This is a genomic window from Streptomyces sp. NPDC001678 (assembly GCF_042892945.1).
Classification (GTDB): domain Bacteria; phylum Actinomycetota; class Actinomycetes; order Streptomycetales; family Streptomycetaceae; genus Streptomyces.
This window is the reverse complement of the sequence record NZ_JBIAUP010000007.1, coordinates 227,040-253,365: the sequence shown is the minus strand read 5'-3', so window position 1 is coordinate 253,365 and position 26,326 is coordinate 227,040. Positions and strand designations below refer to the sequence as shown.

The 26,326-nt window shown below is 72.3% G+C and carries 21 protein-coding genes, 1 tRNA gene and 1 pseudogene; 17 read left to right on the top strand and 6 right to left on the bottom strand.

What is annotated here, in order from left to right; all coding sequences use genetic code 11:
- The first annotated feature begins 58 nt into the window (after nucleotides 1–58).
- A complete protein-coding gene (locus ACFYZR_RS17675; RefSeq protein WP_391911117.1) occupies nucleotides 59–850 on the top strand; it encodes an SGNH/GDSL hydrolase family protein in 792 nt (263 codons plus the stop codon).
- 20 nt (nucleotides 851–870) lie between these two features.
- Here ACFYZR_RS17675 and ACFYZR_RS17670 read toward each other — a convergent pair whose 3' ends face one another.
- A complete protein-coding gene (locus tag ACFYZR_RS17670; protein ID WP_391911115.1) occupies nucleotides 871–1,341 on the bottom strand; it encodes an ATP-binding protein in 471 nt (156 codons plus the stop codon).
- A gap of 136 nt (nucleotides 1,342–1,477) precedes the next feature.
- Between ACFYZR_RS17670 and ACFYZR_RS17665 the strand changes: the two genes are divergently transcribed.
- From ACFYZR_RS17665 to ACFYZR_RS17655, 3 genes are read left to right on the top strand one after another with little or no spacing between them, the layout of a single operon-like run.
- Nucleotides 1,478–2,344 carry a helix-turn-helix domain-containing protein gene (locus ACFYZR_RS17665; RefSeq protein ID WP_391911113.1) on the top strand — a complete coding sequence of 289 codons (867 nt, stop codon included), beginning with the start codon at nucleotides 1,478–1,480 and terminating at the stop codon, nucleotides 2,342–2,344.
- A 3-nt stretch (nucleotides 2,345–2,347) separates the two neighbouring features.
- Nucleotides 2,348–2,590 carry a DUF397 domain-containing protein gene (locus ACFYZR_RS17660; protein WP_126916826.1) on the top strand — a complete coding sequence of 81 codons (243 nt, stop codon included), beginning with the start codon at nucleotides 2,348–2,350 and terminating at the stop codon, nucleotides 2,588–2,590.
- A 24-nt stretch (nucleotides 2,591–2,614) separates the two neighbouring features.
- Nucleotides 2,615–3,493, top strand: coding sequence for an SAM-dependent methyltransferase (locus tag ACFYZR_RS17655; protein WP_391911111.1), 879 nt, complete (start codon nucleotides 2,615–2,617; stop codon nucleotides 3,491–3,493).
- 32 nt (nucleotides 3,494–3,525) lie between these two features.
- Here ACFYZR_RS17655 and ACFYZR_RS17650 read toward each other — a convergent pair whose 3' ends face one another.
- Nucleotides 3,526–4,086, bottom strand: a complete 561-nt coding sequence (locus tag ACFYZR_RS17650; RefSeq protein ID WP_391911109.1) for a carboxymuconolactone decarboxylase family protein — start codon at nucleotides 4,084–4,086, stop codon at nucleotides 3,526–3,528.
- 122 nt (nucleotides 4,087–4,208) lie between these two features.
- Between ACFYZR_RS17650 and ACFYZR_RS17645 the strand changes: the two genes are divergently transcribed.
- Nucleotides 4,209–4,856 (top strand): alpha-ketoglutarate-dependent dioxygenase AlkB family protein, encoded by a 648-nt coding sequence (locus ACFYZR_RS17645; RefSeq protein ID WP_391911107.1) that lies wholly within the window; start codon nucleotides 4,209–4,211, stop codon nucleotides 4,854–4,856.
- Nucleotides 4,857–4,904: 48 nt separating this feature from the next.
- A complete protein-coding gene (locus ACFYZR_RS17640; RefSeq protein WP_391911105.1) occupies nucleotides 4,905–6,077 on the top strand; it encodes an MBL fold metallo-hydrolase in 1,173 nt (390 codons plus the stop codon).
- Nucleotides 6,078–6,141: 64 nt separating this feature from the next.
- Here the strand turns inward: ACFYZR_RS17640 and ACFYZR_RS17635 are convergent, their stop codons facing one another.
- Nucleotides 6,142–9,477: an amidohydrolase family protein gene (locus tag ACFYZR_RS17635; protein WP_391911103.1), complete on the bottom strand. Its 3,336-nt coding sequence runs from the start codon at nucleotides 9,475–9,477 to the stop codon at nucleotides 6,142–6,144.
- A 298-nt stretch (nucleotides 9,478–9,775) separates the two neighbouring features.
- On the opposite strand from ACFYZR_RS17635, the gene ACFYZR_RS17630 reads away from it, so the two are divergent.
- The 11 genes and pseudogenes from ACFYZR_RS17630 (at nucleotide 9,776) to abc-f (ending at nucleotide 20,730) form a co-directional block, all read left to right on the top strand.
- A tRNA-Pro gene (locus tag ACFYZR_RS17630) sits at nucleotides 9,776–9,849 on the top strand.
- Between the two features lie 231 nt (nucleotides 9,850–10,080).
- On the top strand, nucleotides 10,081–10,839 hold the full coding sequence (locus tag ACFYZR_RS17625; protein WP_391911101.1) for a hypothetical protein: 759 nt from the start codon (nucleotides 10,081–10,083) through the stop codon (nucleotides 10,837–10,839).
- 248 nt (nucleotides 10,840–11,087) lie between these two features.
- Nucleotides 11,088–12,008 (top strand): LysR family transcriptional regulator, encoded by a 921-nt coding sequence (locus tag ACFYZR_RS17620; protein WP_391911099.1) that lies wholly within the window; start codon nucleotides 11,088–11,090, stop codon nucleotides 12,006–12,008.
- 249 nt (nucleotides 12,009–12,257) lie between these two features.
- Nucleotides 12,258–13,397 carry a CaiB/BaiF CoA transferase family protein gene (locus ACFYZR_RS17615; RefSeq protein ID WP_391911097.1) on the top strand — a complete coding sequence of 380 codons (1,140 nt, stop codon included), beginning with the start codon at nucleotides 12,258–12,260 and terminating at the stop codon, nucleotides 13,395–13,397.
- The gene (locus ACFYZR_RS17610; protein ID WP_391911095.1) at nucleotides 13,397–14,176 is read left to right on the top strand and encodes a crotonase/enoyl-CoA hydratase family protein; all 780 of its coding nucleotides are present in this window, start codon (nucleotides 13,397–13,399) and stop codon (nucleotides 14,174–14,176) included. Before ACFYZR_RS17615 ends, ACFYZR_RS17610 begins: the two co-directional genes overlap by 1 nt.
- Nucleotides 14,173–14,928, top strand: a complete 756-nt coding sequence (locus ACFYZR_RS17605; protein ID WP_391911093.1) for an acetoacetate decarboxylase — start codon at nucleotides 14,173–14,175, stop codon at nucleotides 14,926–14,928. The genes ACFYZR_RS17610 and ACFYZR_RS17605 overlap by 4 nt, the downstream gene beginning before the upstream one ends.
- Nucleotides 14,925–15,854 carry a 3-hydroxyacyl-CoA dehydrogenase NAD-binding domain-containing protein gene (locus ACFYZR_RS17600; protein ID WP_391911091.1) on the top strand — a complete coding sequence of 310 codons (930 nt, stop codon included), beginning with the start codon at nucleotides 14,925–14,927 and terminating at the stop codon, nucleotides 15,852–15,854. Before ACFYZR_RS17605 ends, ACFYZR_RS17600 begins: the two co-directional genes overlap by 4 nt.
- A gap of 23 nt (nucleotides 15,855–15,877) precedes the next feature.
- The gene (locus tag ACFYZR_RS17595) at nucleotides 15,878–17,062 is read left to right on the top strand and encodes an acyl-CoA dehydrogenase family protein (protein ID WP_391911089.1); all 1,185 of its coding nucleotides are present in this window, start codon (nucleotides 15,878–15,880) and stop codon (nucleotides 17,060–17,062) included.
- 170 nt (nucleotides 17,063–17,232) lie between these two features.
- Nucleotides 17,233–18,192, top strand: a pseudogene (locus ACFYZR_RS17590) (quinone oxidoreductase family protein); the annotation flags it as partial.
- Between the two features lie 67 nt (nucleotides 18,193–18,259).
- Nucleotides 18,260–18,865 (top strand): TetR/AcrR family transcriptional regulator, encoded by a 606-nt coding sequence (locus ACFYZR_RS17585; protein ID WP_189448209.1) that lies wholly within the window; start codon nucleotides 18,260–18,262, stop codon nucleotides 18,863–18,865.
- Nucleotides 18,866–19,068: 203 nt separating this feature from the next.
- Entirely contained in the window at nucleotides 19,069–20,730 is a 1,662-nt protein-coding gene (gene abc-f / locus ACFYZR_RS17580; protein ID WP_391911086.1) for a ribosomal protection-like ABC-F family protein, read from the top strand.
- Here abc-f and ACFYZR_RS17575 read toward each other — a convergent pair.
- From ACFYZR_RS17575 to ACFYZR_RS17565, 3 genes are read right to left on the bottom strand one after another with little or no spacing between them, the layout of a single operon-like run.
- Nucleotides 20,720–21,916 (bottom strand): cytochrome P450, encoded by a 1,197-nt coding sequence (locus tag ACFYZR_RS17575; protein WP_391911084.1) that lies wholly within the window; start codon nucleotides 21,914–21,916, stop codon nucleotides 20,720–20,722. The genes abc-f and ACFYZR_RS17575 overlap by 11 nt on opposite strands.
- A 50-nt stretch (nucleotides 21,917–21,966) precedes the next feature.
- A complete protein-coding gene (locus ACFYZR_RS17570; RefSeq protein WP_391911082.1) occupies nucleotides 21,967–23,187 on the bottom strand; it encodes a cytochrome P450 in 1,221 nt (406 codons plus the stop codon).
- A complete protein-coding gene (locus tag ACFYZR_RS17565; RefSeq protein WP_391911080.1) occupies nucleotides 23,184–26,303 on the bottom strand; it encodes an amino acid adenylation domain-containing protein in 3,120 nt (1,039 codons plus the stop codon). The genes ACFYZR_RS17570 and ACFYZR_RS17565 overlap by 4 nt, the downstream gene beginning before the upstream one ends.
- Between the last annotated feature and the right edge of the window lie 23 nt (nucleotides 26,304–26,326).

The following is a 26,326-nucleotide window of genomic DNA, read 5'->3' as shown; positions in this document are numbered from 1 at the left end:
ACGTCAACCCCTGGTTACGGTGGCGTAGGTCACTTGAAAAGGTGAAGGATGCACTGACGTGGCAGACGATTCGAATTCATTCAACAAGAGCGCGATCGGGTCGTACGCAGCCGTCGGGGACAGCTTCACCGAGGGCGTCGGGGATCCGGGCCCCGGCGACACCTTCGTCGGCTGGGCCGACCGACTGGCCGTACTCCTCTCCGACCAGCAGGAAGAGCACTCCTTCCGGTACGCGAACCTCGCCGTTCGCGGCCGCCTCCTGGACCAGATCGTCGAGGAGCAGGTCCCCCGGGCCAAGGAGCTCGGCCCCGACCTCGTCTCCTTCTGCGCCGGCGGCAATGACATCCTGCGCCCCGGCAGCGACCCGGACGATGTGGCCCAGCGCTACGAGGCGGCCGTCGCCGAGCTGTGCTCCTCCGTCGGCACGGTCCTGCTGTGCACCGGTTTCGACACCCGTGGCATCCCGGTCCTGCGCCATCTGCGGGGCAAGATCGCGACGTACACCGCCCATGTCCGGTCCATCGCCGACCGCTACGACTGCCCGGTCCTCGACCTGTGGTCGCTGCGCTCGGTCCAGGACCGCCGGGCCTGGAGCGACGACCGGCTGCACCTGTCGGCGGACGGGCACACGCGCGTCGCGCTGCGGGCCGCCCAGGTGCTGGGCCTGGAGGTGCCGGCCGACCCCGACCAGGCCTGGCCGGACGAGGAGCAGCGCTCGGCCGCCGATGTGCGCCGGGACAACATCCACTGGGCGCGCGAGCACCTGGTGCCGTGGATCGGCCGCCGGCTGCGCGGTGAGTCCTCTGGCGACAACGTGGAGCCCAAGCGCCCGGACCTGCTGCCGCTGTAGGCCCGAAGGGGTGGTGGGGGTCAGTGGGGGTGCCGCCCGTGCGGCAGGTCGGCCCAGACGACTCGGCCGTGGCCGCTGTCGTCGGGCCGGACCCCCCACTCCCGGGACAGCGCGCCGACCAGGAGCAGCCCGCGCCCGCTCTCCTCGTCCGTACCGCTGCGGCGCGCCCGGGGCTCGGTCGGGGCGTCGCCCTGATCGGCGACCTCTATGCGCACCGCCGCACCGCTCACCCGCAGCTGACAGCTGACCTTCTCGCTGTCCGTGTGCCGCACCGCGTTGGTGACCAGCTCCGACACCACCAATTGGGCGTCCTCGCAGGCCACTTCGTCTATTCCCCATTCCCGCAGTCGCGCGAGGACTCGTTGGCGCGCCTCCGCCACCGAGGTGTTGAGGGCCGGGAAGTGAAAGGCGTCCTGCCGCAGATGGCCGAGATGGCCGAGGAGAGCGCTGCCGCAGAGCCCGAGCGATGGTGCGTCATGGGAGAGGACCACTCCGCAACTATGTGCGATACGTGTCAGCTGTGGCAAGGTTCAACCTGCAAATTACAGAATCGCAAGGACAGTCTGTCGGGCCGACAGACCGCGTGGCACACTGCTGGCATATGACGGCAGTTGGAGGGGGTGGACAGTGGCGGACTCGCGACCGGCGGGTGCCCCGACGGTCCTGAGGGTCGTGCTCGGCAAGCGTCTCCAGCACCTGAGGGAGCGGGCCGGGCTCTCCTACGAGGAGGCGGGCCGCGCCCTGGACGTCACCCACGCCACCGTCCGGAGAATGGAGAAGGCCGAGGTCGGGCTGAAGATCCCCTATGTGGAGAAGCTCCTCCACGTCTACGGGGTGCTCGACGCGGCCGAGGTCGAGGGCTTCCTCTGCCTCACCCGCGAGGCCAACCGCCCCGGCTGGTGGCACCGCTTCCGGGACGTCCTCCCCGAGTGGTTCAGCGCGTTCGTGAGCCTGGAGGGAGAGGCCAATCTCATCCGCGCGTACGAACCCCACTACATCCCCGGTCTGTTGCAGACCCAGGAGTACGCCCGGGCCGTGCTCCGCGCCGGCATGCCGCACGCCCGCGACGCCGACATCGAACGCGCCGTCACCGTCCGCCGGGAACGGCAGGGCCTGCTCACCAAGGACGGGGCCCCGCTGCTCTGGGTGGTGATGGACGAGACGGTGCTGCGCCGCCCCATCGGCGGGCCGGACGTGATGCGCGCCCAGGTGGACCGGCTCATCGAGGCCACCGACATGCCGAACGTACGACTCCAGCTGATGCCGTTCGCCGCCGGGCCGCACCCGGCGATGTACGGCCCCTTCCACATCTTCCGGTTCCCCCTCCAGGAGCTGCCGGACATCGCCTACGCCGAGAACCTCGTCGGAGCCTCGTACTTCGACCAGCGTGACGATGTCTCGTCCTTCCTGGAGGCGCTGGACCGGATGTGCGCGCAGGCCGCGCCGGCACACACCACCAAGGCCGTCCTCGGTGGCATTCGTAAGGAGATCTGAACCATGGATCCGGACCGCGTCTACAACGGCATGCCCGCGACGGACCTCGGCACCGAGGGCTGGAGCAAGCCGTGGAGCGGCGGCAACGGCGGCAGCTGCGTCGAGGCCATGCGGCTGTGCGACGGCCGGGTGGCCCTGCGCCAGTCCACCGACCCCGGCGGCCCCGCGCTGATCTACACGCGTCACGAGATGGAGACCTTCATCCGCGGCGCCAAGGCAGGCGAGGCCGATTTCCTGCTGGCGTAGCGCACAGACAAACCGAACGGACGTATGGATCGTGTCGAAGGGGAGCAGGGCGTGACCGAGAACGGCGTGGGCGGACCGGGCGGCATACCGGCCGAGGAGATCGACACCAGCAGGCCGCATCCGGCCCGGATGTACGACTACTACCTCGACGGCTGGGACAACTACGAGGTCGACCGGGCCGCGGCCGAACGCGTCATCGAGGCCCACCCCCAGGTCCGCCTCTCCGCCCGCGCCAACCGGGCCTTCCTGCGCCGGGCCGTGCGCGAGGCGGTGCGCGGCGGCGTCCGCCAGATCATCGACATCGGCACGGGCATCCCCACCTCGCCCAACACCCACGAGGTGGCCCGCGAGTCGGCCCCGGACGTCCGGGTGGCCTACGTCGACAACGACCCCATCGTGGCCACCCACGCGGAGGCCAAGCTCACCAGCGCGGGCGGGGCGGGCTTCGCCCTCGCCGACGTCCGGGAGCCGGAGACGATCCTGGGGCACCCGGTCGTCCGGGAGCTGATCGACTTCGACCGGCCGGTGGCCCTGCTGCTCGTCGCCGTCCTCCACTTCGTCAAGGACGAGGAGGACCCGGCGGGCATCGTCGCCACCCTCGGCGACGCCCTGCCCGCCGGCAGCCTCCTGGTGATGTCCCACGCCACGGAGGAGCCCTACGAGGGCTACACCGAGGGCCGCACCGACACCGTCGCCCGGGACGGCGTGCTGGACGTCTACCGGAACGCCACCGCCGCCCTCAACCTCCGCGGCCGCGCCGCCGTCGAGCCCCTCTTCGGCGACTTCGCGCTCCTCGACCCGGGGCTGGTCCGGGTGCCGCTGTGGCGCCCGGACGGACCGGTCCCCGGGCCGAAGGAGCTCAGCGACACCGTCTTCTACGGCGGCATGGGCCGCAAGGGCTGACCGGCGGCCGTCCTCACGCCCCCGGGCGGTCTTCACGCCCCCGGGCGGGCCGGGATCTCACAGCTGTCCTTGAAGCCCTGACTGGTCAGCCCCAGCGCCGAGTTGATCCGCGAGCGGAGGTTCTCCACCGCCACCATCGCGGTCAGCTCGACGAACGCCGCCTCGCCGAGGCGCAGCCGCAGCCGCTCCGCCAGGTCGTCCTCGACGGCCGGCGGGGTGGCGCTCATCGCCTCGGCGTACTCCATGACGTCCCGCTCCAGCGGGGTGTACGCGTCACTGGACCGCCAGCGCGGCACGTCGCGCAGCTTGTCGGGCGACATGCCCTGGTTGTGGCTCAGCCAGTAGCCGAAGTCCATGCACCACGAGCAGCCGATCGCGGCCGCCGACGCCATCACGGCGAGCTCCTTGAGCCCGCTGTCCAGCGCCTTCCAGCGGGCCAGCGACATCTCGAAGCGCGCGTCGGTCATCAGCACCCTGCGGTTGTGCCCCATGGCCAGCAGCGGGTCGATGACCCTGCCGTAGGCGCGCTTGCTGTACCAGGCGGTGAGCCGGTTCACCAGCGTACGGGGCGGGGCGAGGGAGATGCGGGCCATGGCCGGTGCCTCCTGCGATAGGGAGTGCGGGTTGCTGTCGCCCGTACGACGCAACGGCCCCGCCGGAATGTGACATCACCGGGTGAAGATCTTTTGTCGGTGCCCCCGCATAGGCTGACCGCATGGACGGTGAGCTCTTCCCGCGACCCGTGACCGAGGTCGCCCCGGGCGCCGTGCACGTCCCGGGCTGGCTGGACGAGGCCGCCCAGCACCGCCTCCTGGCAGCCTGCCGCGAGTGGGCCCGCCCGCCGGCGGGCGGGCGCACGGTGCGCATGCCCAGCGGGGGCGAGATGTCCGTGCGGACGGTCTGCCTGGGCCGGCACTGGTTCCCCTACGGCTACGCCCGCACCGTCGTCGACGGCGACGGCGCACCGGTCAAGCCGTTCCCCCGCTGGCTGGACGAACTGGCGCGGGCCGCGGTGGCCCGCGTGTACGGCCGCCCGGCCGGGCCGGAGCGGTACGACATCGCGTTGGTGAACTTCTACGACGCCGACGCGAAAATGGGTCTCCACCGCGACGCCGACGAGAAGTCCGCCGCGCCCGTCGTCTCCCTGAGCCTCGGCGACTCCTGCGTCTTCCGCTTCGGCCATCCGGGCGGCCGCACCCGCCCCTGGGCCGACGTCGAGCTGCGCAGCGGCGATCTCTTCGTCTTCGGCGGCCCGGCCCGCCCGGCCTACCACGGCGTCCCCCGGATCCTGCCGGGCACCGCCCCGCCCGGGCTGGGGCTCAAGGGGCGCCTCAACATCACCCTGCGCGTGAGCGGGCTGTGACCCCCGGCGGATAATGGGACGACCTGCCTGCTCGACCCTGGAGGTGCCGTGACCGGCTCCCGCCCGTTCCGCTCGCCCCTGGACGCGCTGCGTCCCGCCGCCTTCGGCGTGGACCCGTCGGGGGAGCGGATGGCGCGCATCCGCCGGTCGCCGAACTTCGCCGACGGGGTGTTCGTCAACCCCGAGGGAACGCGCCGTACGCCGTCCGGCTCCATGCTGAAGTTCCTGCCCACCTACTTCCGCAAGGAGGAGCGCGCCCTGCGCGCCCCGGCCCATCCGGTGCCCGTCCACCCCACCACCGTCGCCGACCTGGCCGTCCCCCCGGCCTCCGGGCTGCGGCTGACCTGGATGGGCCACTCCAGTGTGCTCGCCGAGATCGACGGCCACCGGGTGCTCTTCGACCCCGTCTGGTCCGAGCGCTGCTCGCCCTTCTCCTTCGCGGGCCCCCGGCGGCTGCACCCGGTGCCGGTGCCGCTGGCCGAGACCGGCCCGCTGGACGCCGTGGTCATCTCGCACGACCACTACGACCACCTCGACATGCCCACCGTGCGGACCCTCGCCCGCCGCACCGGCGTCGCCTTCGTCGTCCCCCTCGGCGTCGGCGCCCACCTGGAGCACTGGGGAGTCCCGGCGGACCGGATCACCGAGCTCGACTGGCACGAGTCGACGCGGGTCGGCGGGCTCACCCTCACCGCCGCCCCCGCCCGGCACTTCTGCGGCCGCGGGCTGCGCAACACCCAGCACACCCTGTGGGCCTCCTGGGTGGTCGCCGGCCCGGAGCACCGGGTCTTCCACAGCGGTGACACCGGCTACTTCCCCGGCTTCGCCGCCATCGGCGAGCAGTACGGACCGTTCGACGCCACGATGGTGCAGATCGGGGCGTACTCGGACTTCTGGCCGGACATTCATATGCGGCCGGACGAGGGCATGCGCGCCCACCTCGACCTCCAGGGCGGCGACGCCGCGCGGGGCGTCATGCTGCCGATCCACTGGGGCACGTTCAACCTCGCCCCGCACTCGTGGGAGGAACCCGCCGAGGAGAGCGTGGCGGCGGCCCGGGAGACCGGGGCGCGGATCGCGGTGCCCAGGCCCGGCCAGCCGTTCGAACCCGGCGCGGGGCTGCCGCTCGACCCCTGGTGGCGGGCGATCGCGACGCGGCCCACCGACGCGATGCCCGAGGCCGGAGCGCCGGCGGATGCCGAGGTCGTCCTTCAGGCGTGAGCCCGTGGCACCACGCGGGGCCGGGGCGCGAAGCCCCGGCCCCGCCGGCCGCCGGCGGACGCCGTCAGTGGGCGCCGGGGTGACCCAGTCCGCTCAAGTCGCAGCAGGAGTCCTTGCGCATCTCCCGCCCGACCTCCAGCCACTCCCGGTGGAGCCGCCCATGGCGCGGAGCCGCGCCCGCCGTGCCCTTGTACGAGGCGACGAGCTCCCGCTGCTCGAAGCGGACGCCGCCGCGCAGCACCGACGCCGTCCGTACGAGCGTGTCGAAGTCGGTGAACGGGTCGCCGTCGATCACGGTGGCGTCGGCGAGCTTGCCGACCTCCAGGGTGCCCAGGTCCCGCTCGGCCCCGAACGCCCGCGCCGGCAGCACCGTCGCCGTCCGCAGCGCCTGGGCCGGCGTCAGCCCGTACCGGTGGAGGGCACGCAGCCCCAGGTGGAGGGAGAGGCCGACGGGGACGAGCGGGGCGTCCGTGCCGAGGGCCACGATGCCACCGCCGGACAGCACCTTCCGGTAGACGTCGATCTCGCGGCGCAGCGTGGTCAGCTGGTCGTCCGTGGGCGCCTTGGCGGCGGTCTGCCGGACGGTCGCCAGGTCCCACGGCGGCATCAGCTCGGTGACGCGGGGGTCCTCGGCGAGATCCGGGGCCTCGCCCAGCAGGGGCACGGAGGTGAAGATCGTGGCGATCATACGGAAGTCGGTGCCCGTGTAGATCTCCGCCAGATCCTGGTACGCCCGGCCGGTGGCCGTCGTGGCGTGGCCGAACTCCAGCCGCTGCGTCGCCTGGAGGTGGGTGGTGAGGTCCTGCCCGAGCTGGACGCCCGGCGAGCACAGGTGGCTGCCCGTGCGCACCCCGAGCCGTTCGTGCGCGAAGCGGGCCGCCTCCCGGATCACCCAGCCCGGCGCGCGGACGTAGGTCTTGACGAAGTCCCAGTCCAGGGCGGTGGCGCGGGTCAGCGAGCGGCGCAGTCCCTCCTCGGTGCGGTGGGCGCGGCCCATGGTGTAGGCGACGCGCGAGCCGTCCAGCAGCTCGCCCGCCGTCAGCAGCCTCGGCCCGGCCAGCGCGCCGGCCGCCACGGCCTCGCGGATGCGGGCCTGCTCGTAGGCGAAGCCGCCGAGGGAGACGGCCGTGGTGATCCCGTAGGCCAGCTGGAGGGCGGTCTGGCGGCCGCCGTAGGTGTACTGCCAGGGGTGGGTGTGGGCGTCCCAGAGGCCGGGGATCACGGTCTGGTGCGAGGCGTCGACCGTGCGGAGGGCGGCCCGGCGGGCCCGGTGCGGCTCGACGGCGGCGATCCGGCCGTCGCGGACGACGAGGTCGACGTCCTCGCGCACGGTCGTGCCCGTGCCGTCCCAGAAGCGGCCCGCGCGCACGACGGTGTCGGCGGGGGTGGGACGGCGGTAGTCGAGGGTGACGGGGACCGTGCGGGCGGTGCCGTCCGCCACGTCCAGCAGCCGCAGCCGCCCGGCGGACAGATAGAGGATCCGGCGGCTGTCGGCGGACCAGGAGGGGTGGTCGGCGGCCTCGTCGGTCAGCCGGCGCGGCTCGCCGTCGGGGGTGCCGTCGGGGCGCACGGGCAGCAGCCACAGCGCCGACTCGTTGATCACGGCCATGGAGCGGCCGTCGGGCGACCAGACGGGCCCGGAGTCGTAGCGGTCGGAGACCGAGGCGTGCGGGGCGAGGGCGTGCAGCCGGGCGGCCCCGCTGCCGGCGTCGACGACCCTGATCAGGTTGTAGCCCTCGCGGAACCGCTGGTTGAGGCGGTTGCGGTCGCACAGGGCGACGAAGCGCCCGTCGGGCGACCAGGTGGGCCGGCCCGGCAGGCCGCCCGCGCCCAGAGGAGCCGCCAGCAGTTTCTCCGCGCCTTCCTCGAGGTCGCGGACGATGAGGTTCCCGGACATGTCGACGCAGGCCAGCCGGGTCCCGTCGGGGGAGAGCGCCGGGTGGACACGTCCGCCGTCGGCCAGCACGGTCTCCTCGCCCGAGGCGAGGTCGCGGCGGCGGACGGCGTAGAGCCCGTCGCGGTCGTCCGTGAAGATCAGCGCGCGGCCGTCGTGGGTCCAGGTGGGCGCCATGACGTACCGCCCGGGGGAGGCGGCGAGAACCTGCCGGGGCCTGTCGCTCTTCTCGATCTCCGCGACCCACAGGGCGTTGAGCGCGGCGAAGGCCACCTGGCGGCCGTCGGGGGAGAGGGCGGGCAGGTGGAGCGAGCGGACGCGGCGGACCAGCGCGCCGGTGTCCGCGAAGTCGTACCGCTTGACCTGGTAGCGGGGCCGGTCCAGGGGCAGCTGAGCATGGAAGGGGATGGTGACCGCCGGCACGCCGTGGGCGCCGGCCGGGGGCGTGGGCGCGGGGGCGGCCGAGGGGTGGGGGAGGGAGTCGGCGGCGGGTGTGCGCGGCGGCTCGGGGGCGGCGCCCGGTCTGACGATCGTGAACTGTCCGCTCACGGTCAGCAGCAGCTCGTCCCGCGAGACCCAGCGCGGCGGCACCGGCTCCACGTCCCCGTCGACCGGCACGACCGCCCCGTCCACGACGAGGACGCAGGACGCGGCGGGCGCGGCCGTCGTCCGCAGATAGGCCAGCCGCCCGGCGGGCGAGACGGCCGGCGTCATGACCTGCGCGCCGGCCGCGCTCTCGGTGTGCTCGACACGCACCGGCCCCTGCCCGTCGGCCGCCACGGACGCGACCGTACGGGCCTGGAGGGCACCCCCGGCCACCTGCCCCCGCACGAACAGCAGCCGTTTGCCGTCCGGCGACCAGACGGGGTCGAAGTCCTCCCACGCCCCGTCCTGCCCGGGCCCCTCCTGCCCGTCCGTCCCGGTGATCCGCGTCAGCGCCCCCGTCCGGACATCGACCACCCACACCCGGTAGGGGCTGCCCGTCACGGGATCGCCCCCGCGCTCGGACGCGAACGCGATCCGCGTCCCGTCCGGCGACCAGGCCGGCCCCCGGTCGTCCCACGGCCCGTCCGTCAGCTGCCGCAGCCCGGAGCCGTCCGGCCGCAGTGTCCAGATGTGGAAGCCACCGCCCCGGTAGGCGCAGACGGCCAGCAGCCGCCCGTCCGGCGCGTACGTGGGCCGGGTCGGCTCCAGATCGACCGGGGTGATCGCGACGGCCTCCCCGCCCTCGCGCGGCACGGACCACAGCACGTTCTGCACCTCGACGACCAGCCGCCCACCACCGGGGGCCAGCGACCCCGCCCCATTGGTGGCCCCCGTGAACGACAGCGCGCCGTGCCCGCCCCGTGGGGCCGCCACCGCTTCTATCGCGTCCACGGGCAGCGCGACGGCCGCACCTGCCACGGCGGCGGTACCGGCCGCGGCCTGAAGAAAACCGCGTCGGGAGATGGTGGTGTCCAACTGTCCTCCTGGGTCGGGGGAGTTGCACGGGGCGGCAGCCCCCATGGCGGAAGCCGATGGTTGCACGCTCCACAGGCCATGGGTCAACACCCCGGAGCGATCACGAACACCGAGCGAGGACGTTTCCCGGGGCCCCCGCCCGCCGCCTCCCGCCGGGGGCCCCGGGGCCGGGGGGATTCTTCATCCGAACGGGTAACCCACGTCACACCCCCCTCGCCGTGCTTCGCCACGGTGGGCGCGGGCCCTGGTGGCGGGCGGGAAAGGGGTGCGCGAGCACCGCGCGAAGTGCGGTATTGTTCTCATGCGCGGTCGGCGAGGGCGAAAGCCCGGGCCGGACGAGCACCGGGACGTGGCGCAGCTTGGTAGCGCACTTGACTGGGGGTCAAGGGGTCGTGGGTTCAAATCCCGCCGTCCCGACGGTGCGAAATAGCCTCTGGCCTGGGAGTAATCCCAGGCCAGAGGCTATTTTACGTTTTCCTGAGAAGGCGATCAGCGATCGGCTGAGGGGTGAGCTGTCGGTGGTCCCGTGGCCGCCGTGCATGCCTGCGGCGGCCTGCATGTGCGGACAGGTGTTCAGTGAGGCCCTCCTCCGAGGGTCCGATGTACAACAATCACACTCTATCGGGCCGTTGGTCTGATAATTGCCGTGTGTTGATCTCTGCCCTGGCTGTCATGTTCTGCACCGCCCTCGCGGTATGTCTGACCGCCTTCCTGCTACGGCGGCACAAGGGTGGCAAGGTCCACGACCTGCCCAAAGGCGTTGAGATGTCGATCGGAGCCGTGAGCGGGCTCTTCGTCTTCTCCTTCGCCTTTCTGGCCGTCAATGCCCAGGGCCAGCTCGAAACGGCCCGCAAGGCCACGCTCGCCGAGGCCGGAGCCCTCAAGGACGTCTACTTCTTCGCGCGGGGTCTGCCGCCGCGTGAACGCGACGACATCCGGCAACGCGTCGTGACCTACACGAAGTCGGTCATCACTGCCGAATGGCCCGCCATGCGCGAAGGCCACGCCGACGAATCAACCGTGCGGGGCCTCGACTCCCTGCGCGCGGCCCTGTACCGCCTGCCCGTCCCGGACGAGGACTCCCGGGCGGCGCGCACCGAGACATCGCGGCACCTCCAGGAGGTCTATGTGGCCAGGCGGGACCGGCTGGCCCAGAAGGACGCCGAGGTCCCGCCCCCGATCCTCTTCCTCATGATCGGCTCCGGCGTCGTCTGCCTCGTCTTCTTCGCCCTCTTCGGCCGCCCCACCGGCCGCAGCCACTACATCCTCCTCGGCGTCGGCGCCGCCGGCTTCGCCTACATGATCTACCTCGTCCTCGCCCTCAACCACCCCTACACCGGCGGCATCAGCATCGCACCGGCCGCCTACCAGGAAGCGCTCATGCGCTACGACCAACTGGCGGCCTGAAGGCCCGGGGCACCGGGGCGGCAGTGTGGCGTTCGCGGGGAGCGCCACACCTGCCTCGTCGAGGTACACCGACGCCGCACGCCGAATTCCATGGCCGAGCGCGCCGGGGCCCGTACCGCCGAGGTGCCCGGCAGCCATGCCGTGTATGTGTCCCGGCCGGGCGCGGTGGCCGACTTCACCGGGCAGGCCGCCGGCCGCTGACGGCGACCGCCGGGTCGCCACCCGGGGGTCCTGGATAGGGTCCGGTGGTGGAGATCTTTCATCTGCGCTACTTCGTCGCCGTCGCCGAGAATCTCAGTTTTTCCCGTGCCGCGCGTCAGTTGCACATGGCCACCTCGCCGTTGAGCCAGCGGATACGGGATCTGGAGCGGGAGCTCGGACAGCAGCTGTTCGACCGGGATTCCCATCATGTGGCGCTGACCCGGGCCGGCGCGGCGCTGCTGCCGGCGGCGAAGGACGTCATCGGGCGGTTCGACGACATTCCCTGGCAGCTGCGCCAGGCGCTGGGGCCCGAGCGGCGGGCGGCGTACGTGGGGGTGGTGCCGGCCCTCCACCCGCGGTTGCGGGAGCGGCTCGCGCTGCTGGAGACGCGGTGCGCCGAGGAGTACGACGTCAAGCGCTGGCCCGGGAACAGCGGGAATCTCCTGAACGCCGTACAGCGCGGTGACCTCGCCATGGCGCTGGTGCACCTGCCCGTGCACGCCGAGGGGATCGAGGTGCTGGAGCTGCTGCACGAGCCGCTGGGCGCGCTGCTGCCGGCCGAGGCGTTCGGTGACCGGAGCTCGGTGTCGCTCAGCGAACTCACCGACTACACCTATGTGACCTCCGCGCCCGGCACGCTCCCCACGTATTTCGACCAGCTCAAAGTGCGCCTGAAAGCCGCCGGAATTCACAAGGAGATCAGCCTCAATATCGGGGATTACGCCAGCGTGCGCGAGATCGTGGCGAACGGTTCCGTCTTCGGAATTACGCTGCTCAGCGCCGGAAACAGCGAGGGAAATGGCGAGGGAGGAAGGGGCGCCAGCGTCGTCCTGCCGTTCCGGGACTTCTCGCCCTCCCTGGCGACCGGGCTGGTCTGGCGCCGGGACCGGGCCGAGCCGGACGGCGACCTGCACGGACTGGTGCGGGAGGCGGGGGCCGTGTTCTCCGCTCCCATCGAGTCCGGCTGAGCGCCTCCGAGGAGCCGAAAAATGGCGTGACCGCTGCGGTCACGCCGTTTTTCGTGCATCGGTGTCACTGATCGCTTGGGTTCATCCACCACGCCGGACTAGCGTTTTCCATGCGACCCGGGAAACCCCGGGAATTCTCCTGGAAAAGGAGTGGTGATGGAATCCGCAGTAGACGCAGTAGACGCAGTAGACGCAGTAGACGCGGTAGACGCAGTAGACAAAGACGCGCCCGGCGGGCCCCTCGCCGGAGTGCGCGTCATCGACATGGCCACCGTCGTGATGGGGCCCTACGCCGCACAGATCCTCGGCGACCTCGGCGCCGACGTCATCAAGATCGAGTCGCCGAACGACACCGTCCGGATCGGCGTGCTGCACCGTACGCCCGGTATGACGCCCCTGAACCTCAACGTCAACCGCAACAAGCGCAGCGTCACGCTCGACCTCAAGGACGAGGGCGAACGCGCCACGGCGCTGGAGCTGATCGGCACCGCCGACGTCCTGATCACCAATATGCGCATCGACGCCCTGCGTCGCCTGGGCATGGACTACGACAGCCTCGCCGCCGCCAACCCCCGTCTCGTCTACGCCCACGCGCAGGGGTTCCGCCCGGACTCCGACCGGGCCCGGCTGGCCGCGTACGACGAGACGGTGCAGGCCGCCTCCGGGCTCATCGACCTCGCGCAGCGCGCGGGCGACGTGGGGGCGCCCGTCGTGCTGCCGAGCATCTTCGGTGACAAGGTCGCCGCGCTGACGATCGTGTACGCGGCGCTGGCGGCCCTCGTCCACCAGCGCGCGACCGGTCGCGGGCAGCACGTCGAGATACCCATGGTGGACACCCTGCTGGCGTTCAACCTGGTCGAGCATCTTCAGGGCCGCGTCTTCGAGCCGCCGATGGGCCCGACCGGCTTCCCGCTGTCCATGAACAAGGGACACCGGGCCCGTCCCACCAAGGACGGCCTGGCGATGGTCATCCCGTACAGCCCGCAGAACTTCCGTGACCTGTTCGCCGCCGCGGGACGCCCCGATCTGGCCGAGGACCCGCGCGTCAATGGCGAGTTCATCGACTCCACGCGCGACGGCGAGGCCTTGGCCGAGCTGCTGGAGACGGTGACGCCCCGGCTGACCTCCGCGCAGTGGGCCGAGGTGTGCGCCAAGCACAGCATTCCCTTCGGGCCCGTACTGCGGCTCGACGAGGCCGCCGAGGACCCCTACGTACAGGGGGGCCACCTGCTGGACGTCGCCGAGCACCCCAGCGAGGGCGCCTACCGGGTCATCGGCATACCGCTGGCGTTCTCCGCCACCCCGGCCTCGGTGCGCCGGCACGCGCCACTGCCCGGCCAGCACACCGACGAAGTACTCGGCGAGCTCGCCCACGGTGAGGTGCGGTGATGAACGACAGCGTCCGCACCGACACCGTACGCACGGACACCGTCGGCAGCGTCCTCGTCGTCACCATCGACCGGCCCCGAGCCCGCAACGCCGTGAACGCCGAGGTCGCCCACGGCATCGCCGCCGCCGTCGACCGCCTGGAGTCCGACCCCGGCCTGCGCCTGGGGATCCTCACCGGCGCGGGCGGCACGTTCTGCGCGGGCATGGACCTCAAGGCCGCCGCCCGCGGCGAGCAGGTGACCGTGCCGGGCAAGGGCTTCGCCGGGCTCGTCGAGGCGCGTACGGCCAAGCCGCTGATCGCGGCCGTCGAGGGCCACGCCCTGGGCGGCGGCTTCGAACTCGCCCTGGCCTGCGACCTGGTGATCGCCGCAGAGGGCGCCCGGTTCGCCCTCCCCGAGGTCAAGCGCGGGCTGATCGCCGGTGGCGGCGGCGTCGTACGGCTCCCCAGGCGCGTCCCGCACCACCTGGCGATGGAACTCCTCCTCACCGGCCGCGCCATCACCGCCGGACGCGCCCGCGAACTCGGCCTCGTCAACCGCCTCACCCCCGACGGCCAGGCCCTGCCGGCCGCCCTGGAGCTCGCCGAGGAGATCGCGGCCAACGCGCCGCTGGCCCTGGCCGCGGTCAAGAGGACCGTGCGACGGGCGGACGGCGTACCCGAGCCGGAGGCGTTCGCCGCGCAGACCGCCGAGATCGGCACGCTCCTGCGCTCCGCCGACTTCGCCGAAGGGGTCCGTGCCTTCGCCGAGAAGCGCGCACCGCGGTGGAGCGGGCGATGAACCGCGCACAGATCCTGCGGACCATCAGCACACCCGCCACAGCGCCCGCGTACGCCCCGGCCGCCGTCCGTTTCACCGACCGCGAGTACCTCAGCGTCGTCTACCGCACCGACCCCGATGCGCTGCGGGCCGTCGTGCCCGAGCCCCTCCACGTCGACCTCGACGAGCCGCTGGTGCGGTTCGAGGTGATGAAGATGGGCGACGTCACGGCCTACGGCCCGTACGTCGAGGCCGGACAGGCCATCCCGGTGCGTTTCGGGGACGAGCGCGGCGAGTACCTCCACGCGATGTACCTGGACAGCTTCGCCGCCACCGCCGCGGGCCGCGAGGTGAGCGCCTACCCGAAGGCGATGGGCACACCCGCCCTGTACGCCGAGCACGCCGCGCTGGTCGGCACGCTCGACTACGGGAGCGTACGGGTGGCCACCGCGACGATGGGCTACAAGCACCACCCGCTCGACCCGGAGCTCGCCCGCGAGCAGATCACCGTCCCCACGTACATGCTCAAGACCGTCCCGGACTACGACGGCACCCCGCGCGTCTGCGAACTCGTCCGCACCCGGATCACCGACCTGGTGGTCAAGGAGGCCTACACCGGGCCCGCGCGGCTGCAACTGTTCGCGCACGTGCTGGCGCCGCTGGCGGATCTGCCGGTGCGCGAGATCGTCTCGGCGAGCCACATCATCACGGACCTCACGCTGGGCCGCGCCGTGCCCGTCCACGACTACCTGACCCAGGAGGAATCCTCATGACCGCCGCCGTCGTCGGTGCCGGCACCATCGGCCTCGCGTGGGCCGCGCTCTTCGCCGTGAACGGAATCGAGGTGACCGTCACCGACCCGCGCGAGGACCTGGACGCGGCCGTGGACGAGGCGCTGCCGATGCTCGCCGCCGGACTGCCCGGCAGCGACGCGGCGGAGCTGCGCGGCCGCATCCGCACCACCCACGACCTGGCCGAGGCCGTGGCCGGAGCGCGCCTCGTACAGGAGAACGGCCCGGAGAACCTGGAGTTCAAACAGCGGCTGTTCGCCGACATCGCCCGCCACGCCCCGGCCGACGCGCTGCTGGCCACCTCCAGCTCCGGCATCGTCGCCACCCGCATCGCCGAGCGCCTTCCGGACGAGGCCGCGGAGCGGCTGCTGGTCGCGCACCCCTTCAATCCGCCGCACATCGTCCCGCTCGTGGAGATCGTGCCGGGCGAACGCACCGCGGAGAAGGCCGTGGAGGAGGCCATCGCCTTCTACCGGGCACTGGGCAAGACTCCGGTACGACTGCGCAAGGAACTCCCCGGATTCGCGGCCAACCGGCTTCAGGGCGCCGTGCTCCAGGAGGCGATCCACCTCGTCCTCAGCGGCGTGGTCGACGCGGAGGAACTCGACACGGTGATGAAGGCGTCGCTGGGCGGCCGCTACGCCGCCGTCGGCCCCTTCGAGAGCTTCCACCTGGGCGGTGGCCCCGGCGGCATCCGGCACATGATGCGCCACCTCGGCCCCGGCCTCGCCGAGGGCTGGCAGCGCCTCGGCCACCCGGAGCTGGACGCCGCCGCCGTCGCCACGCTCGTGAGCCAGACGGAGGCCGCGTACGGGAACGGACCCGAGGCGTACCGGCGACGTGCCGCCCTCCGCGACCGCAAACAGCTCGCGCTCGACGCGGCACTGCGCCGGGCCGAAAACGACTGAACCTCACGTATAGGAGTCACCCCATGCCCAAGCCCGCCAACCCCACCCCCGACTTCTTCGGATTCGCCGACCTGCTCAGCGACGCCGAACGGGCCGAACTGGCCACCGTCCGCGACTACCTGGAAAGCGAGATCAAGCCGCTGTTCGACGCCTCCTGGGAGCGGGCGGAATTCCCCTTCGCCGCGATCGAGAAGGTCGCGAAGCTCCGCCTGGCCGGTTACGCCTACCCCGAGTACGGTGACGGCCGCCACCGCAGCGAGCTGTTCTCCGGCTTCCTCAACCTGGAACTCAACCGCGTCGACCCGTCGTTGGGAGTGTTCTCCGGAGTCCACACCGGGCTCGCGATGGGCAGCATCCACGGGGGCGGCAGCAAGGAGCAGCGCGACCGCTGGCTGCCGGACATGGCCGCGATGAGGAAGATAGGCGCCTTCGCCCTCACCGAGCCCGAGGGCGGCTCCGACGTCGCGGGCGGCATGCGCACCACCGCCCGTCGCGAGGGCGACACCTGGGTCCTCGACGGCGCCAAGCGCTGGATCGGCAACGGCACCTTCGCCGACCTCGTCGTGGTCTGGGCCCGCGATACGTCCGACGGCCAGGTCAAGGGCTTCGTGGTGGAGAAGGGCACCCCGGGCTTCACGGCCACCAAGATCGAGGGCAAGATCGCGCTGCGGACCGTGCAGAACGCCGACATCACCCTCGACGGGGTACGGGTCCCCGAGGCCGACCGCCTCCAGCGGGTCGACGGCTTCCGGGACACCGCCGCCATCCTGGCGCGCACGCGGGGCGGGGTGGCCTGGCAGGCGCTGGCGGTCGCGGTGCGCGCCTACGAACTCGCCCGCGCCTACGCCGTCAGCCGTGAGCAGTTCGGCAGGCCCATCGGCGCCTTCCAGCTGATCCAGGACCTGCTGGTGAAGATGCTCGGCAACATCACCGCCATGTTCGGCATGGTCGTCCGCCTCAGCCAGCTCTCCGCCGCCGGCCGGGACAGCGCCGAACAGGCCGCCCTCGCCAAGGCGTTCACCACCGCCCGGATGCGCGAGTGCGTCGCCTGGGCCCGTGAACTCTTCGGCGGCAACGGCATCGTCCTCGACTACGGGATCGCCAAGTTCTTCGCCGACGCCGAGGCCGTCTACTCCTTCGAGGGCACCCGGGAGATGAACACCCTCATCGTCGGCAAGTCCATCACCGGTCACAGCGCGTTCGCGTGACGGGCGGTGCGCCCGTCGCACCAGCACCCTCCACGGCGTGGCCCGCTACGCCGACTCGCCTCGACCTCCCCACTTTTGGACTTGTGGGTCCAATCCCGGCTGCCTACCGTGCTCGGCGGATCACTTCACCACGCGCTCGTTCGCGCTGATTCGCACAGAGAGGTGCCCCCATGCACGCGATCCGTATCGAGGAACACGGCGGCCCCGAGGTCATGCGGTGGACCGAGCTTCCGGACCCGGAACCCGGCCCCGGTGAGGTGCTCGTCCGGCTGGGTGTCGCGGGAGTGAACTACATGGACGTCGGGGCCCGCGCCCAGGGCGGACCGGGGTGGGCCGCTCCGGCGGTCCTGGGTGCCGAGGGGATGGGATACGTCACCGCTCTCGGCGCCGGCGTCGAGGAGTTCGCCGTCGGGGACCGGGTGGCGTGGTTCTATCATCCGGGCAGTTATGCGGAGTTACTCGCCGTTCCCGTCGAATCGCTGGTCAAGGTGCCCGACGGGATCGCGGACGAGACCGCGGCCGCCGTGATGCTCCAGGGGCTGACCGCCGGCCACTTCAGCACCGAGACCTACGCGATCGGGCCGGGTGACACGGCCGTGGTGCACGCGGCGGCGGGGGGAGTGGGGCTGCTGCTCACCCAGATGATCAAGGCACGTGGCGGCAAGGTGATCGGGCTGGTCTCCCGCGAGGAGAAGGTCGCCGTCGCCGAGGAGGCCGGAGCCGACCATGTGCTGGTCCGGTCCGGGCGTGGCTTCGAGGAGCGGGTCAGGGAGTTGACCGGCGGTCGGGGAGCCGATGTCGTCTACGACGGCGGTGGCAGCGAGACGTTCCGCTCCTCGCAGCTCGCCCTGCGCCCGCACGGGGTGCACGCCTACTACGGCCCCTTCATGGGCGTTCCGGCCCTCCGGCCGACCGACCTGCCCAACAGCATCCTGCTGACCTACCCGGTGGTGCACCACCACGTGCCCACCCGCGAGGCCTTGGTCCGCCGGACCGGAGAGCTCTTCGACCTGATCCTCGACGGGAAGCTCACCCCGCGCGTCGGAGGCCGCTACGCCCTGGCCGACGCGGCACGGGCCCACGCGGACATCGAGTCGCGCCGGACCACCGGAAAGCTGCTGCTCCTGCCCGGCTCGCGGTGGCGCGTCCCGCCCCGGCGCACTTCAATGGGCGCGACAGCTCACACCGGGAGGACAGGTGTCGTTGACCCGCAAGGGCGCCGCGACCAGGCAGCGCATCATCGAGGGGGCCGCGGAGGAGATCCGGGACCAGGGAGTTTTCTCCCTGCGGCTTGAGGACGTCATGGGTCGCACGGCGACCAGCAAGAGCCAGCTGTTCCACTACTTCCCCGGCGGGAAGGACGAGTTGCTGCTGGCCGTGGCCCGGTACGAGGCGGCCCGGGTCATCGACGACCAGCAGCCGGAGCTGGGCGCGCTGACCGGCTGGGACGCCTGGTGGCAGTGGCGCGACAAGGTCGTCGCCCGCTACCGCGCGCAGGGCGAGAACTGTCCGCTGCACGCCGCCATGTCACAGCTGGGAACGGCCACGGACGCCGCGCGCGCCGTGGCCCGTGAGCTTCTGGGGCACTGGCAGGAGCAACTCGCGGCGGGCATCCGCCACATGCAGGACGCGGGCGAGATCGCCGCCGCCCTGGACGCCGACCGCGAGGCCGCGGCCCTGCTGGCCGGAGTCCAGGGCGGGGTGATGATCCTCCTGACGACGGGTGGCATCGAGCACCTGGAGGCCGCCCTGGACCGGGGCATCGCACACCTGCGAGAAATTCCCGTCGCGATTCCCGCTTGAGTTGTTAAACTGGCACGGATTCTGATGGTGCGTTGAGGAGACCGGTCATGGTGGTGGACGACGACATCTCCGGGTGATCACCCGGACCCGACAGGCCACCGGCCGGTGCGCGGAAACATCCGCGGAGGCACCGCCGCCGACAGTGGCTTCGTTGTCGTTCCCCTTTTCCCCTTGTCTGCCACTGCTCTCACGAGGTCACCTCCATGTCCGGCGTTTCCGTCGTCTGCTCGAACCTGTCCTTCTCCTGGCCCGACGACACCCCCGTCTTCCAGGAACTGTCCTTCACCCTCGGCTCCGGCCGCACCGGTCTCGTCGCACCCAACGGCACCGGCAAGAGCACCCTGCTCAAGATCGTCGCCGGTGAACTGCGGCCCCGCACCGGTTCGGTCTCCGTGACCGGCACCCTCGGCTATCTGCCGCAGAGTCTCCCCCTGACCGGCGAGCTCACCGTGGCCGAGGTGCTGGGCGTCGCCGCGGTCATCCGGGCCATCGACGCCGTGGAGTCCGGGGACGCCGACGAGAAGCACTTCACCACCATCGGCGACGACTGGGACATCGAGGAGCGCACCCGCGCCCAGCTCGACCGCCTCGGCCTGACCGACGTCACCCTGGACCGCACCCTGAGCACCCTCAGCGGCGGCCAGGTCGTCTCCCTCGGGCTCGCCGCCCAACTGCTGAAGCGGCCCGACGTACTGCTGCTCGACGAGCCCACCAACAACCTCGACCTCGACGCCCGGCACAAGCTCTACGACGTGCTGACCAACTTCACCGGCTGTCTGCTCCTGGTCAGCCACGACCGCGCCCTGCTCGACCGCATGGAACGCATCGCCGAACTCGACCCGCGCGGTGAGGTCCGCTTCCACGGCGGCAACTTCACCGAGTACGAGGAGGCCGTCCGCGCCGAGCAGGAGGTCGCCGAGAAGAACGTCCGCAACGCCGAACAGGAGCTGAAGCGGGAGAAGCGGGAGATGCAGCAGGCCCGCGAACGCGCCGAGCGCCGGCAGAGCAACGCCGCCCGCAACCTGAAGAACGCCGGCCTGCCCCGCATCTTCGCCGGCAACATGAAGCGCGGCGCGCAGGAAGCCGCCGGACGGGCCGGCCAGATGCACGCCGGCCGGGTCGGCGAGGCCAAGGCCCGGCTGGACGAGGCCGGACGCGCACTGCGCGAGGAACAGCGCATCACACTGGACCTGCCCGACACCGACGTGCCCGCCGGACGCAATCTGTTCCTCGGCGAACAGCTCCGCGTCCGGCTCGGCGGCAAGGACGTCTTCGCCGGGAACGGCATCGACCTGACGATCCGGGGCCCGGAACGCATCGCGCTGACCGGCCCCAACGGCGCCGGGAAGAGCACCCTGCTCCGGCTGCTCGACGGCGGCCTGACCCCGGAGAGCGGCGCGGTCAAGCGGGCCGACGGGCGCGTCGCCTACCTCTCGCAGCGCCTCGACCTGCTCGACCCGGAGCGTACGGTCGCCGAGAACTTCGCCGAGTACGCCCCGGAGCGGTCCGAGGCCGAGCGGATGAACCTGCTCGCCCGCTTCCACTTCCGGGGCGCCCGCGCCCATCTGCCCGTCGGGGTGCTCTCCGGCGGCGAGCGGCTGCGCGCCACCCTGGCCTGCGTCCTGTGCGCGGAACCGGCCCCGCACCTGCTGCTCCTGGACGAGCCGACGAACAACCTCGACCTGGTCAGCGCGGGCCAGCTGGAGAGCGCCCTCAACTCCTACCAGGGGGCGTTCGTGGTGGTCAGCCACGACGAGCGGTTCCTGTGGGAGATCCGCGTCGACCGGTGGCTGCGGCTGGCCGACGGCGAGCTGACGGAGACGGGGGCTCCCGAGGTGGGAGCCCCCGGCCCCGCTACCAGGTGACCGGAAGCCCCGCCGGCATGATCGCCATGCGGTTGGGGTGCCAGGGCACCTCGTCCACCGGTACCGCCAGGCGGATGCCCGGCAGCCGGTCCAGCAGGACGCGGAAGGCCGTCTCGGACTGTCGGCGGACCAGGTGGGCGCCGGGGCAGTGGTGGCGGCCGTAGCCGAAGCGGAGGTGGGGGTTGGGGGAGCGGCCGGGGTCGAAGGTGTCGGGGTCGGTGAAGGCGGCCGGGTCGTAGTTGGTCGCGTCCAGCGAGAGCAGGATCAGGTCGCCCTCCCGTACCTCCGCCGTGCCGATCTTGGCGTCCTCCGTGACGAAACGGGGGATGGCGTTGCCCAGGACGACGCTGTAGCGCAGCAGTTCTTCCACGCAACTGGACATGGTCTCCGGCCGGGCGCGCACGGCCTCCATCGCCTCGGGGCGCTGGAGGAGGTTGAGCGCCGCGACGCCCAGGAAGCTGGCGAAGTCCTCGTAACCGCTGACGAACAGGACGGAGACGATGTTCGACAGCTGCTTGTCGGTCAGCCCCTTGCGCTCCTCGTTGAGGTCGGCGAGGCGGTCGACGAGTCCGCGCGGCCGGCCGGCTTCGCGGGAGGCCATGTAGTCGTGCATATAGACACGGATCTCCTCCCAGTTGCGGGCGAGCTCCTCGTTGGTGGGGGTCACCATGGTCAGGTCCAGGTCGGCCCGTACCGCGAGCCACTCGTGGTCCTCGAAGGGCAGCCCGAGCAGCCGGCACATGCACTGGGCGGCGACCCACTCCGCGAAGTGGCGCTGGAGGTCGCCGGGGCCGCCCTGCCGGACCATGGCGTCCAGGCCCTCACGGGTGACCTCGGCGACCCAGTCGGCGGGGAGCTCGGGCTGGTTGCGGCCGAGTGCCTGGAGGACCTCGTCGCGCAGCCCGGCCTGCTGGAGGTGGTTCATGGCGTCCAGCAGCTCGGGTGCCAGGATCGGGGCGTCCTGGGTGGGGCCGTCGGGGTCGCCCAGCACGGACCGGGCGAACTTCCGGTCGCGCAGCACGTTCTGGGCCAGCTCGTAGCCGGTGACCAGCCAGGCCTCCTCGCCGGAGTTGGTGCTCACCCTGGCCACCGGGCAGCGGCCCCGCAACTCGCCGAGTTCGGGGGCGAGGCGGTCGCCCTGGGTGCTGAAGGGGTAGTGCGGGAGCTCCGCGTTCGGTGCGGTCACGGTCTCGGGCCTTTCTCGTCCGGTCGTCGCGTCGTCGAGGGGATGGTGCGTCACCAGCGCACCGGAAGCCGGGCGGGGGCCCGCAGGGGGGTGGACTCGTCCCAGGTGATCGACTCCGCCGGCACGGCGAGCTCGATGCCGGGCAGCCGCTCCAGCAGCACCTCGATGGCGGTGGCGAGTTGCAGCCTGGTCAGGTGTCCGCCGGTGCAGGCGTGCGGCCCGTGCCCGAAGGCGACGTGCGCGTTGGGGGTGCGGGTCAGGTCCAGGCGGTCGGGGTCGGTGAACGCGGCGGGGTCGCGGTTGGCGGAGGCGGGCACCGGGATGACCGCGTCGCCGGCCCGGATGTGCTGCCCGTGGAGGGTGAGGTCCTCCTGCGCGACCAGGATGTTGATGGCGTTCATCAGCGGGACGTAGCGCAGCAGCTCCTCCACAGCGGTGCCCATCCGCTGGGGCGACTCGCGCAGCTCACGCAACTGCTCGGGATGGGTGAGCAGGGTGAACAGCGCGTTGCCGGTGTGCTGGATGTTGGTCTTGTAGCCGGCCATCAGCATGGTGACGACGAAGCTGACCACGTCGTCCCGCGTCAGTCCGCCGTCCGGGCGGCGGCTCTCCGCCAGCAGGAGGTGGACGTAGTCCTCGCCCTCGCCCTCCTTCTCCTTGCGGGAGATGAGCTCCTCGGCGTAGTCCTGGAGCGCGTACAGGGCCGCCAGCACCTCGTCCATCGACAGCCCGGCGGCGCTGAGCAGGGTGAGGGTGTGCGGGAGGTAGATCTCGTGGTCCTCGTGCGGGATCCCGGTGGTCTCGCACAACACGCGCAGCGGCAGCGGTTCGACGTAGGCGGCGACCAGGTCGGCCGTGCCGCCGTCGGCGGACTCCACCATGGCGTCGATCAGTTCCCCGGCCATGGCCCGGATCCTGGGCTCCATGACCTCCAGGCGGCGCCTGCCGAACAGCGGCAGCACGGTGCGCCGCACCCGTTCGTGGTGCGCGCCCGTCATCTCCAGGAACGTGGGCAGGGCCGGGGGCGGGGCGTCGGGGCCCTCGCGGGGCGGCCAGGCGGAGAGCAGCGGCCGGACGAGCCGGGGGTCGGCGAAGGCGGCCCGGACGTCCTCGTACCGGCTGATCAGCCAGCCCGTCTCGCCGTTGGGCAACTCGGCCTTGACCACGGGATGTTCGGCGCGCAGCCGGGCATAGCCGCACGGCGGGCCGACGGTGTCGGGCTCCACGGCCGGGACCTGGATGAGGCCGGCGGGTTCCTCGGGGGCGGTCATGCTGTGTGCTCCGTTCCGGGAAGCGACGGGTGTCCGGGGGCGGGCCGCGGGATGTAGCCGGAGGTGAAGAAGAACTCCAGGTACCGGTCCAGTAGCGCGGTGTCGACGGGCGGGCAGTGCAGCCCGCTGCCGTCCAGCGCCTCCTCGGCGTTGCGGCGGCCGAGGACCGGGAAGACGCCCTTGAGGTACATCTCCTTGACCGACATGTCGGCGTTGCGGCTGCGGTCCACGCACAGGGAGACGAACGGTGCCGTGGCGCTGGTCGGGTTCCGGGCGACGTGGCGCACCAGTTCGCCCACCCACTGGTTGTAGGGCATCGTGTCGATCGCGAAGCCGGCCGCGCGCATCCGGTCCAGGACGTCGGAGAGCATGGCCGGGCGCGGGTTGGTGAGGTGGTGGACCCGCCAGCCGGCCGGGCGGCGGGTGGCGATGTGGACCACGGCCTCGGCGAGGTGGTCGACGGGGACGAAGTCCATCGGCAGCTCGATGTCGGGGGCCAGCCCCGTCTCGGCGATCGTCTTGAACAGGGAGCAGATGGCCGTCTCGGTGTTGCACGCGCCGGTCACCCGGTCGCCCGTCACCTCGTACGGCCGGTGGACCGCCACCGGCAGGCCCGCTTCCGCCGCCCGCCGCAGCACCTCCTCGGCGACCCACTTGCTCTCCGCGTAGCCCATGGTGAGCCCGTCGGCGTGCGCCAGCGGCATGTCCTCGTCGACCTTGTCCACCCCGGCCGTGCCGAATCCGGCGACGACGGCGACGGTGGAGATGAAGTGGACGGGTACGCGGCGGGGCGCCGCCAGCTGGACGATCCGCCGGGTGCCCTCGACGTTGGCGGAGCGCAACTCCTCGTACGGATAGAGGAAGTTGACCCGGGCCGCGTTGTGGACGACGAGGTCCAGGCCGCCGGACAGTTCGGCGGCGTGTTCGGGGGAGAGGCCGAGGTCGGGTTCGGTCAGGTCCGCGGGGAAGCACTCCACCCGCCGCCAGGCGGCCTCGTCCAGGCTCAGTCCGTAGCGGGCGAGGGTGTTGCGGACCCGTCGCGTGGCGTGCTCGGCGTTGGACGCCCGTACGGGGCAGTGGACGCGCGCGGACGTCATGCGCAGCAGCCGGTCGAGCAGGAACGCGCCGACGAAGCCGGAGGCGCCGGTGAGCAGGACGTTGCGGGGATCCTCGGGGCGCGGGGCCGGGCCCTGGGCGGGCGGCAGCTCGAAGCCGAGCTCGCTCTCGCGCTCGAAGTCGATCGCCGGTTCGTCGCTCCGCGCCGGGCCGCCGCCGCGCAGTTCGCGGACGGCCGCGCTGAAGCCCTCCAGGGTGGGCGCCGCCAGCAGGGCCCTGATCAGGGCGGAGCCGAGCGAGGCGTCGAGGCCCAGCACAGCGAGGGTGCGGGTGACGGTCTCGGAGGCGAGCAGCGAGTCGCCGCCGAGCCGGAAGAAGTCGTCCTGGGGGGTGGGGCGTACCCGGAGCACCTGCTGCCACACCTCGGCGAGGGCGTCGAGCACTCCCTCGACCTTCGACGGGTCCGCCTGCCCGGGCGCCTCGGGCTGGGGCGCGAGGGCCTTCAGCCGGGCGCGGTCGACCTTGCCGCCGCTGGTCACCGGCAGGTGGTCCATGGCCACCAGCGCCGGGACGGTCTGGGGCGGCAGCCACTCGGCGCAGTAGGCGCGGATGCCGGGCAGGTCCAGCGGGGCGCCGGGCACGGCGGCGGTGACGTAGGCGGTCAGGGCGCCGGACTCGAGCTGGACGACGGCCTCGCCGACCTCGGGGTGGGCCCGCAGCCGGGCCTCGATCTCGTCCAGTTCGACGCGCACGCCGCGCAGCTTCACCTGGCGGTCCAGCCGTCCCCGGTACTCCAGCAGCCCGTCGGGGCGCCGGACGACCAGGTCGCCGGTGCGGTACAGCGGCCCGTCCGGCTGGCGGTCGGGCAGGCTGACGAACCGCTCGGCGGTCAGCCGGGGATCGCCGAGGTAGCCCAGGGCCAGGCCGTCCCCGCCGACGTACAGCTCGCCCTCCTCGCCCGGCGCCGCGGCCGAGCCGTCGGGGCGCAGGACGTGGCAGACGGTGGCGCCGAAGGGGCGTCCTATGGGGACGTGCGTGGCGTCGGCGGGCAGCTCGCGCACCACGTGCGCGGTGGAGACGACCGAGTTCTCCGTCGGGCCGTAGAAGTTGACCACGGTGGTGCCGGGGCAGGCGGCCAGCACCTCGTTCGCCAGGCGGGGGTCCATCGCCTCGCCGCCGGCGGAGGCGAAGCGCAGCGGCGCGAGGGCCTGCGGCCGGGTGCGGGCGACGAGGTGGAAGACGCTGGTCGTCAGGTAGGCGACGGTCACGCCCCGGGCGCGGAACAGCTCCTCCAGCGCGGTGGGCGAGAGGAGTTCCGCGCGGTCCGCCAGGACCAGGCAGGCGCCGGTCAGCAGCGCGCCCCAGATCTCTATGGTGGAGGCGTCGGAGGACAGCCCGTAGGCGTGGAGCACGCCGTCGCCGGGGCCGGGCGGGGGTATCTCGCCGTCGGAGAGGACGAGACGGGCCACGCCGCGGTGCGGTATCGCCACCGGCTTGGGGCGGCCGGACGAGCCGGACGTGAACACCACATAGGCGCAGTCGGCGGGCGAGGCGGGGGGAACGGTCCGGGTGTCGAGGGTGGGGCCGGCGGCCTCGTCGACGCCGTCGAGCTCCACGTGGACGGGCAGCCCGCGTACGGAGCCCGTGCTGCCGGGCAGTACGACGGCCGCGCGCAGCCCGGCGTCCTCGGCCATGGCCCGCAGCCGGGCCGGCGGCAGGTCCTCGTCGAGCGGGACGTAGGCGCAGCCCGCCTTGAGGATGCCCAGCAGCGCGACCAGCGCCTCCAGGGAACGGCTGCCGCACACGCCCACCGGAGTGCCGGGTTCGACACCCCGGCCGAGGAGCCGGGCGGCCAGCGCGTCGGAACGGGCGGCGAGTTGTCCGTAGGTGAGGGTGCGGTCCCCGTGCCGGGCGGCGAGGGCCTGTGGCCGGGCCGCCGCCTGTTCCTCGAACAGCTCGGGAAGACTTCGGTCACGCGGGTAATCGTGTGGGCCGCTCGTACCGGCTGTCCCGGGTCGGCCGATGGAGGACGGCCGGACGGAAACGTCGATGTCTGTCATGGAGACCTGTTCGTTCGGGTTCG

Bases quoted from the DNA above. Each gene is read 5' to 3' on its own strand.
- ACFYZR_RS17660 (WP_126916826.1), top strand. From the start codon at position 2,348: ATGGATCCGGACCGCGTCTACAACGGCATGCCCGCGACGGACCTCGGC.
- ACFYZR_RS17655 (WP_391911111.1), top strand. From the start codon at position 2,615: ATGGATCGTGTCGAAGGGGAGCAGGGCGTGACCGAGAACGGCGTGGGC.
- ACFYZR_RS17650 (WP_391911109.1), bottom strand. From the start codon at position 4,086: ATGGCCCGCATCTCCCTCGCCCCGCCCCGTACGCTGGTGAACCGGCTC.
- ACFYZR_RS17645 (WP_391911107.1), top strand. From the start codon at position 4,209: ATGGACGGTGAGCTCTTCCCGCGACCCGTGACCGAGGTCGCCCCGGGC.
- ACFYZR_RS17635 (WP_391911103.1), bottom strand. From the start codon at position 9,477: ATGGGGGCTGCCGCCCCGTGCAACTCCCCCGACCCAGGAGGACAGTTG.
- ACFYZR_RS17610 (WP_391911095.1), top strand. From the start codon at position 13,397: ATGAACGACAGCGTCCGCACCGACACCGTACGCACGGACACCGTCGGC.
- ACFYZR_RS17605 (WP_391911093.1), top strand. From the start codon at position 14,173: ATGAACCGCGCACAGATCCTGCGGACCATCAGCACACCCGCCACAGCG.
- ACFYZR_RS17600 (WP_391911091.1), top strand. From the start codon at position 14,925: ATGACCGCCGCCGTCGTCGGTGCCGGCACCATCGGCCTCGCGTGGGCC.
- ACFYZR_RS17595 (WP_391911089.1), top strand. From the start codon at position 15,878: ATGCCCAAGCCCGCCAACCCCACCCCCGACTTCTTCGGATTCGCCGAC.
- abc-f (WP_391911086.1), top strand. From the start codon at position 19,069: ATGTCCGGCGTTTCCGTCGTCTGCTCGAACCTGTCCTTCTCCTGGCCC.
- ACFYZR_RS17570 (WP_391911082.1), bottom strand. From the start codon at position 23,187: ATGACCGCCCCCGAGGAACCCGCCGGCCTCATCCAGGTCCCGGCCGTG.
- ACFYZR_RS17565 (WP_391911080.1), bottom strand. From the start codon at position 26,303: ATGACAGACATCGACGTTTCCGTCCGGCCGTCCTCCATCGGCCGACCC.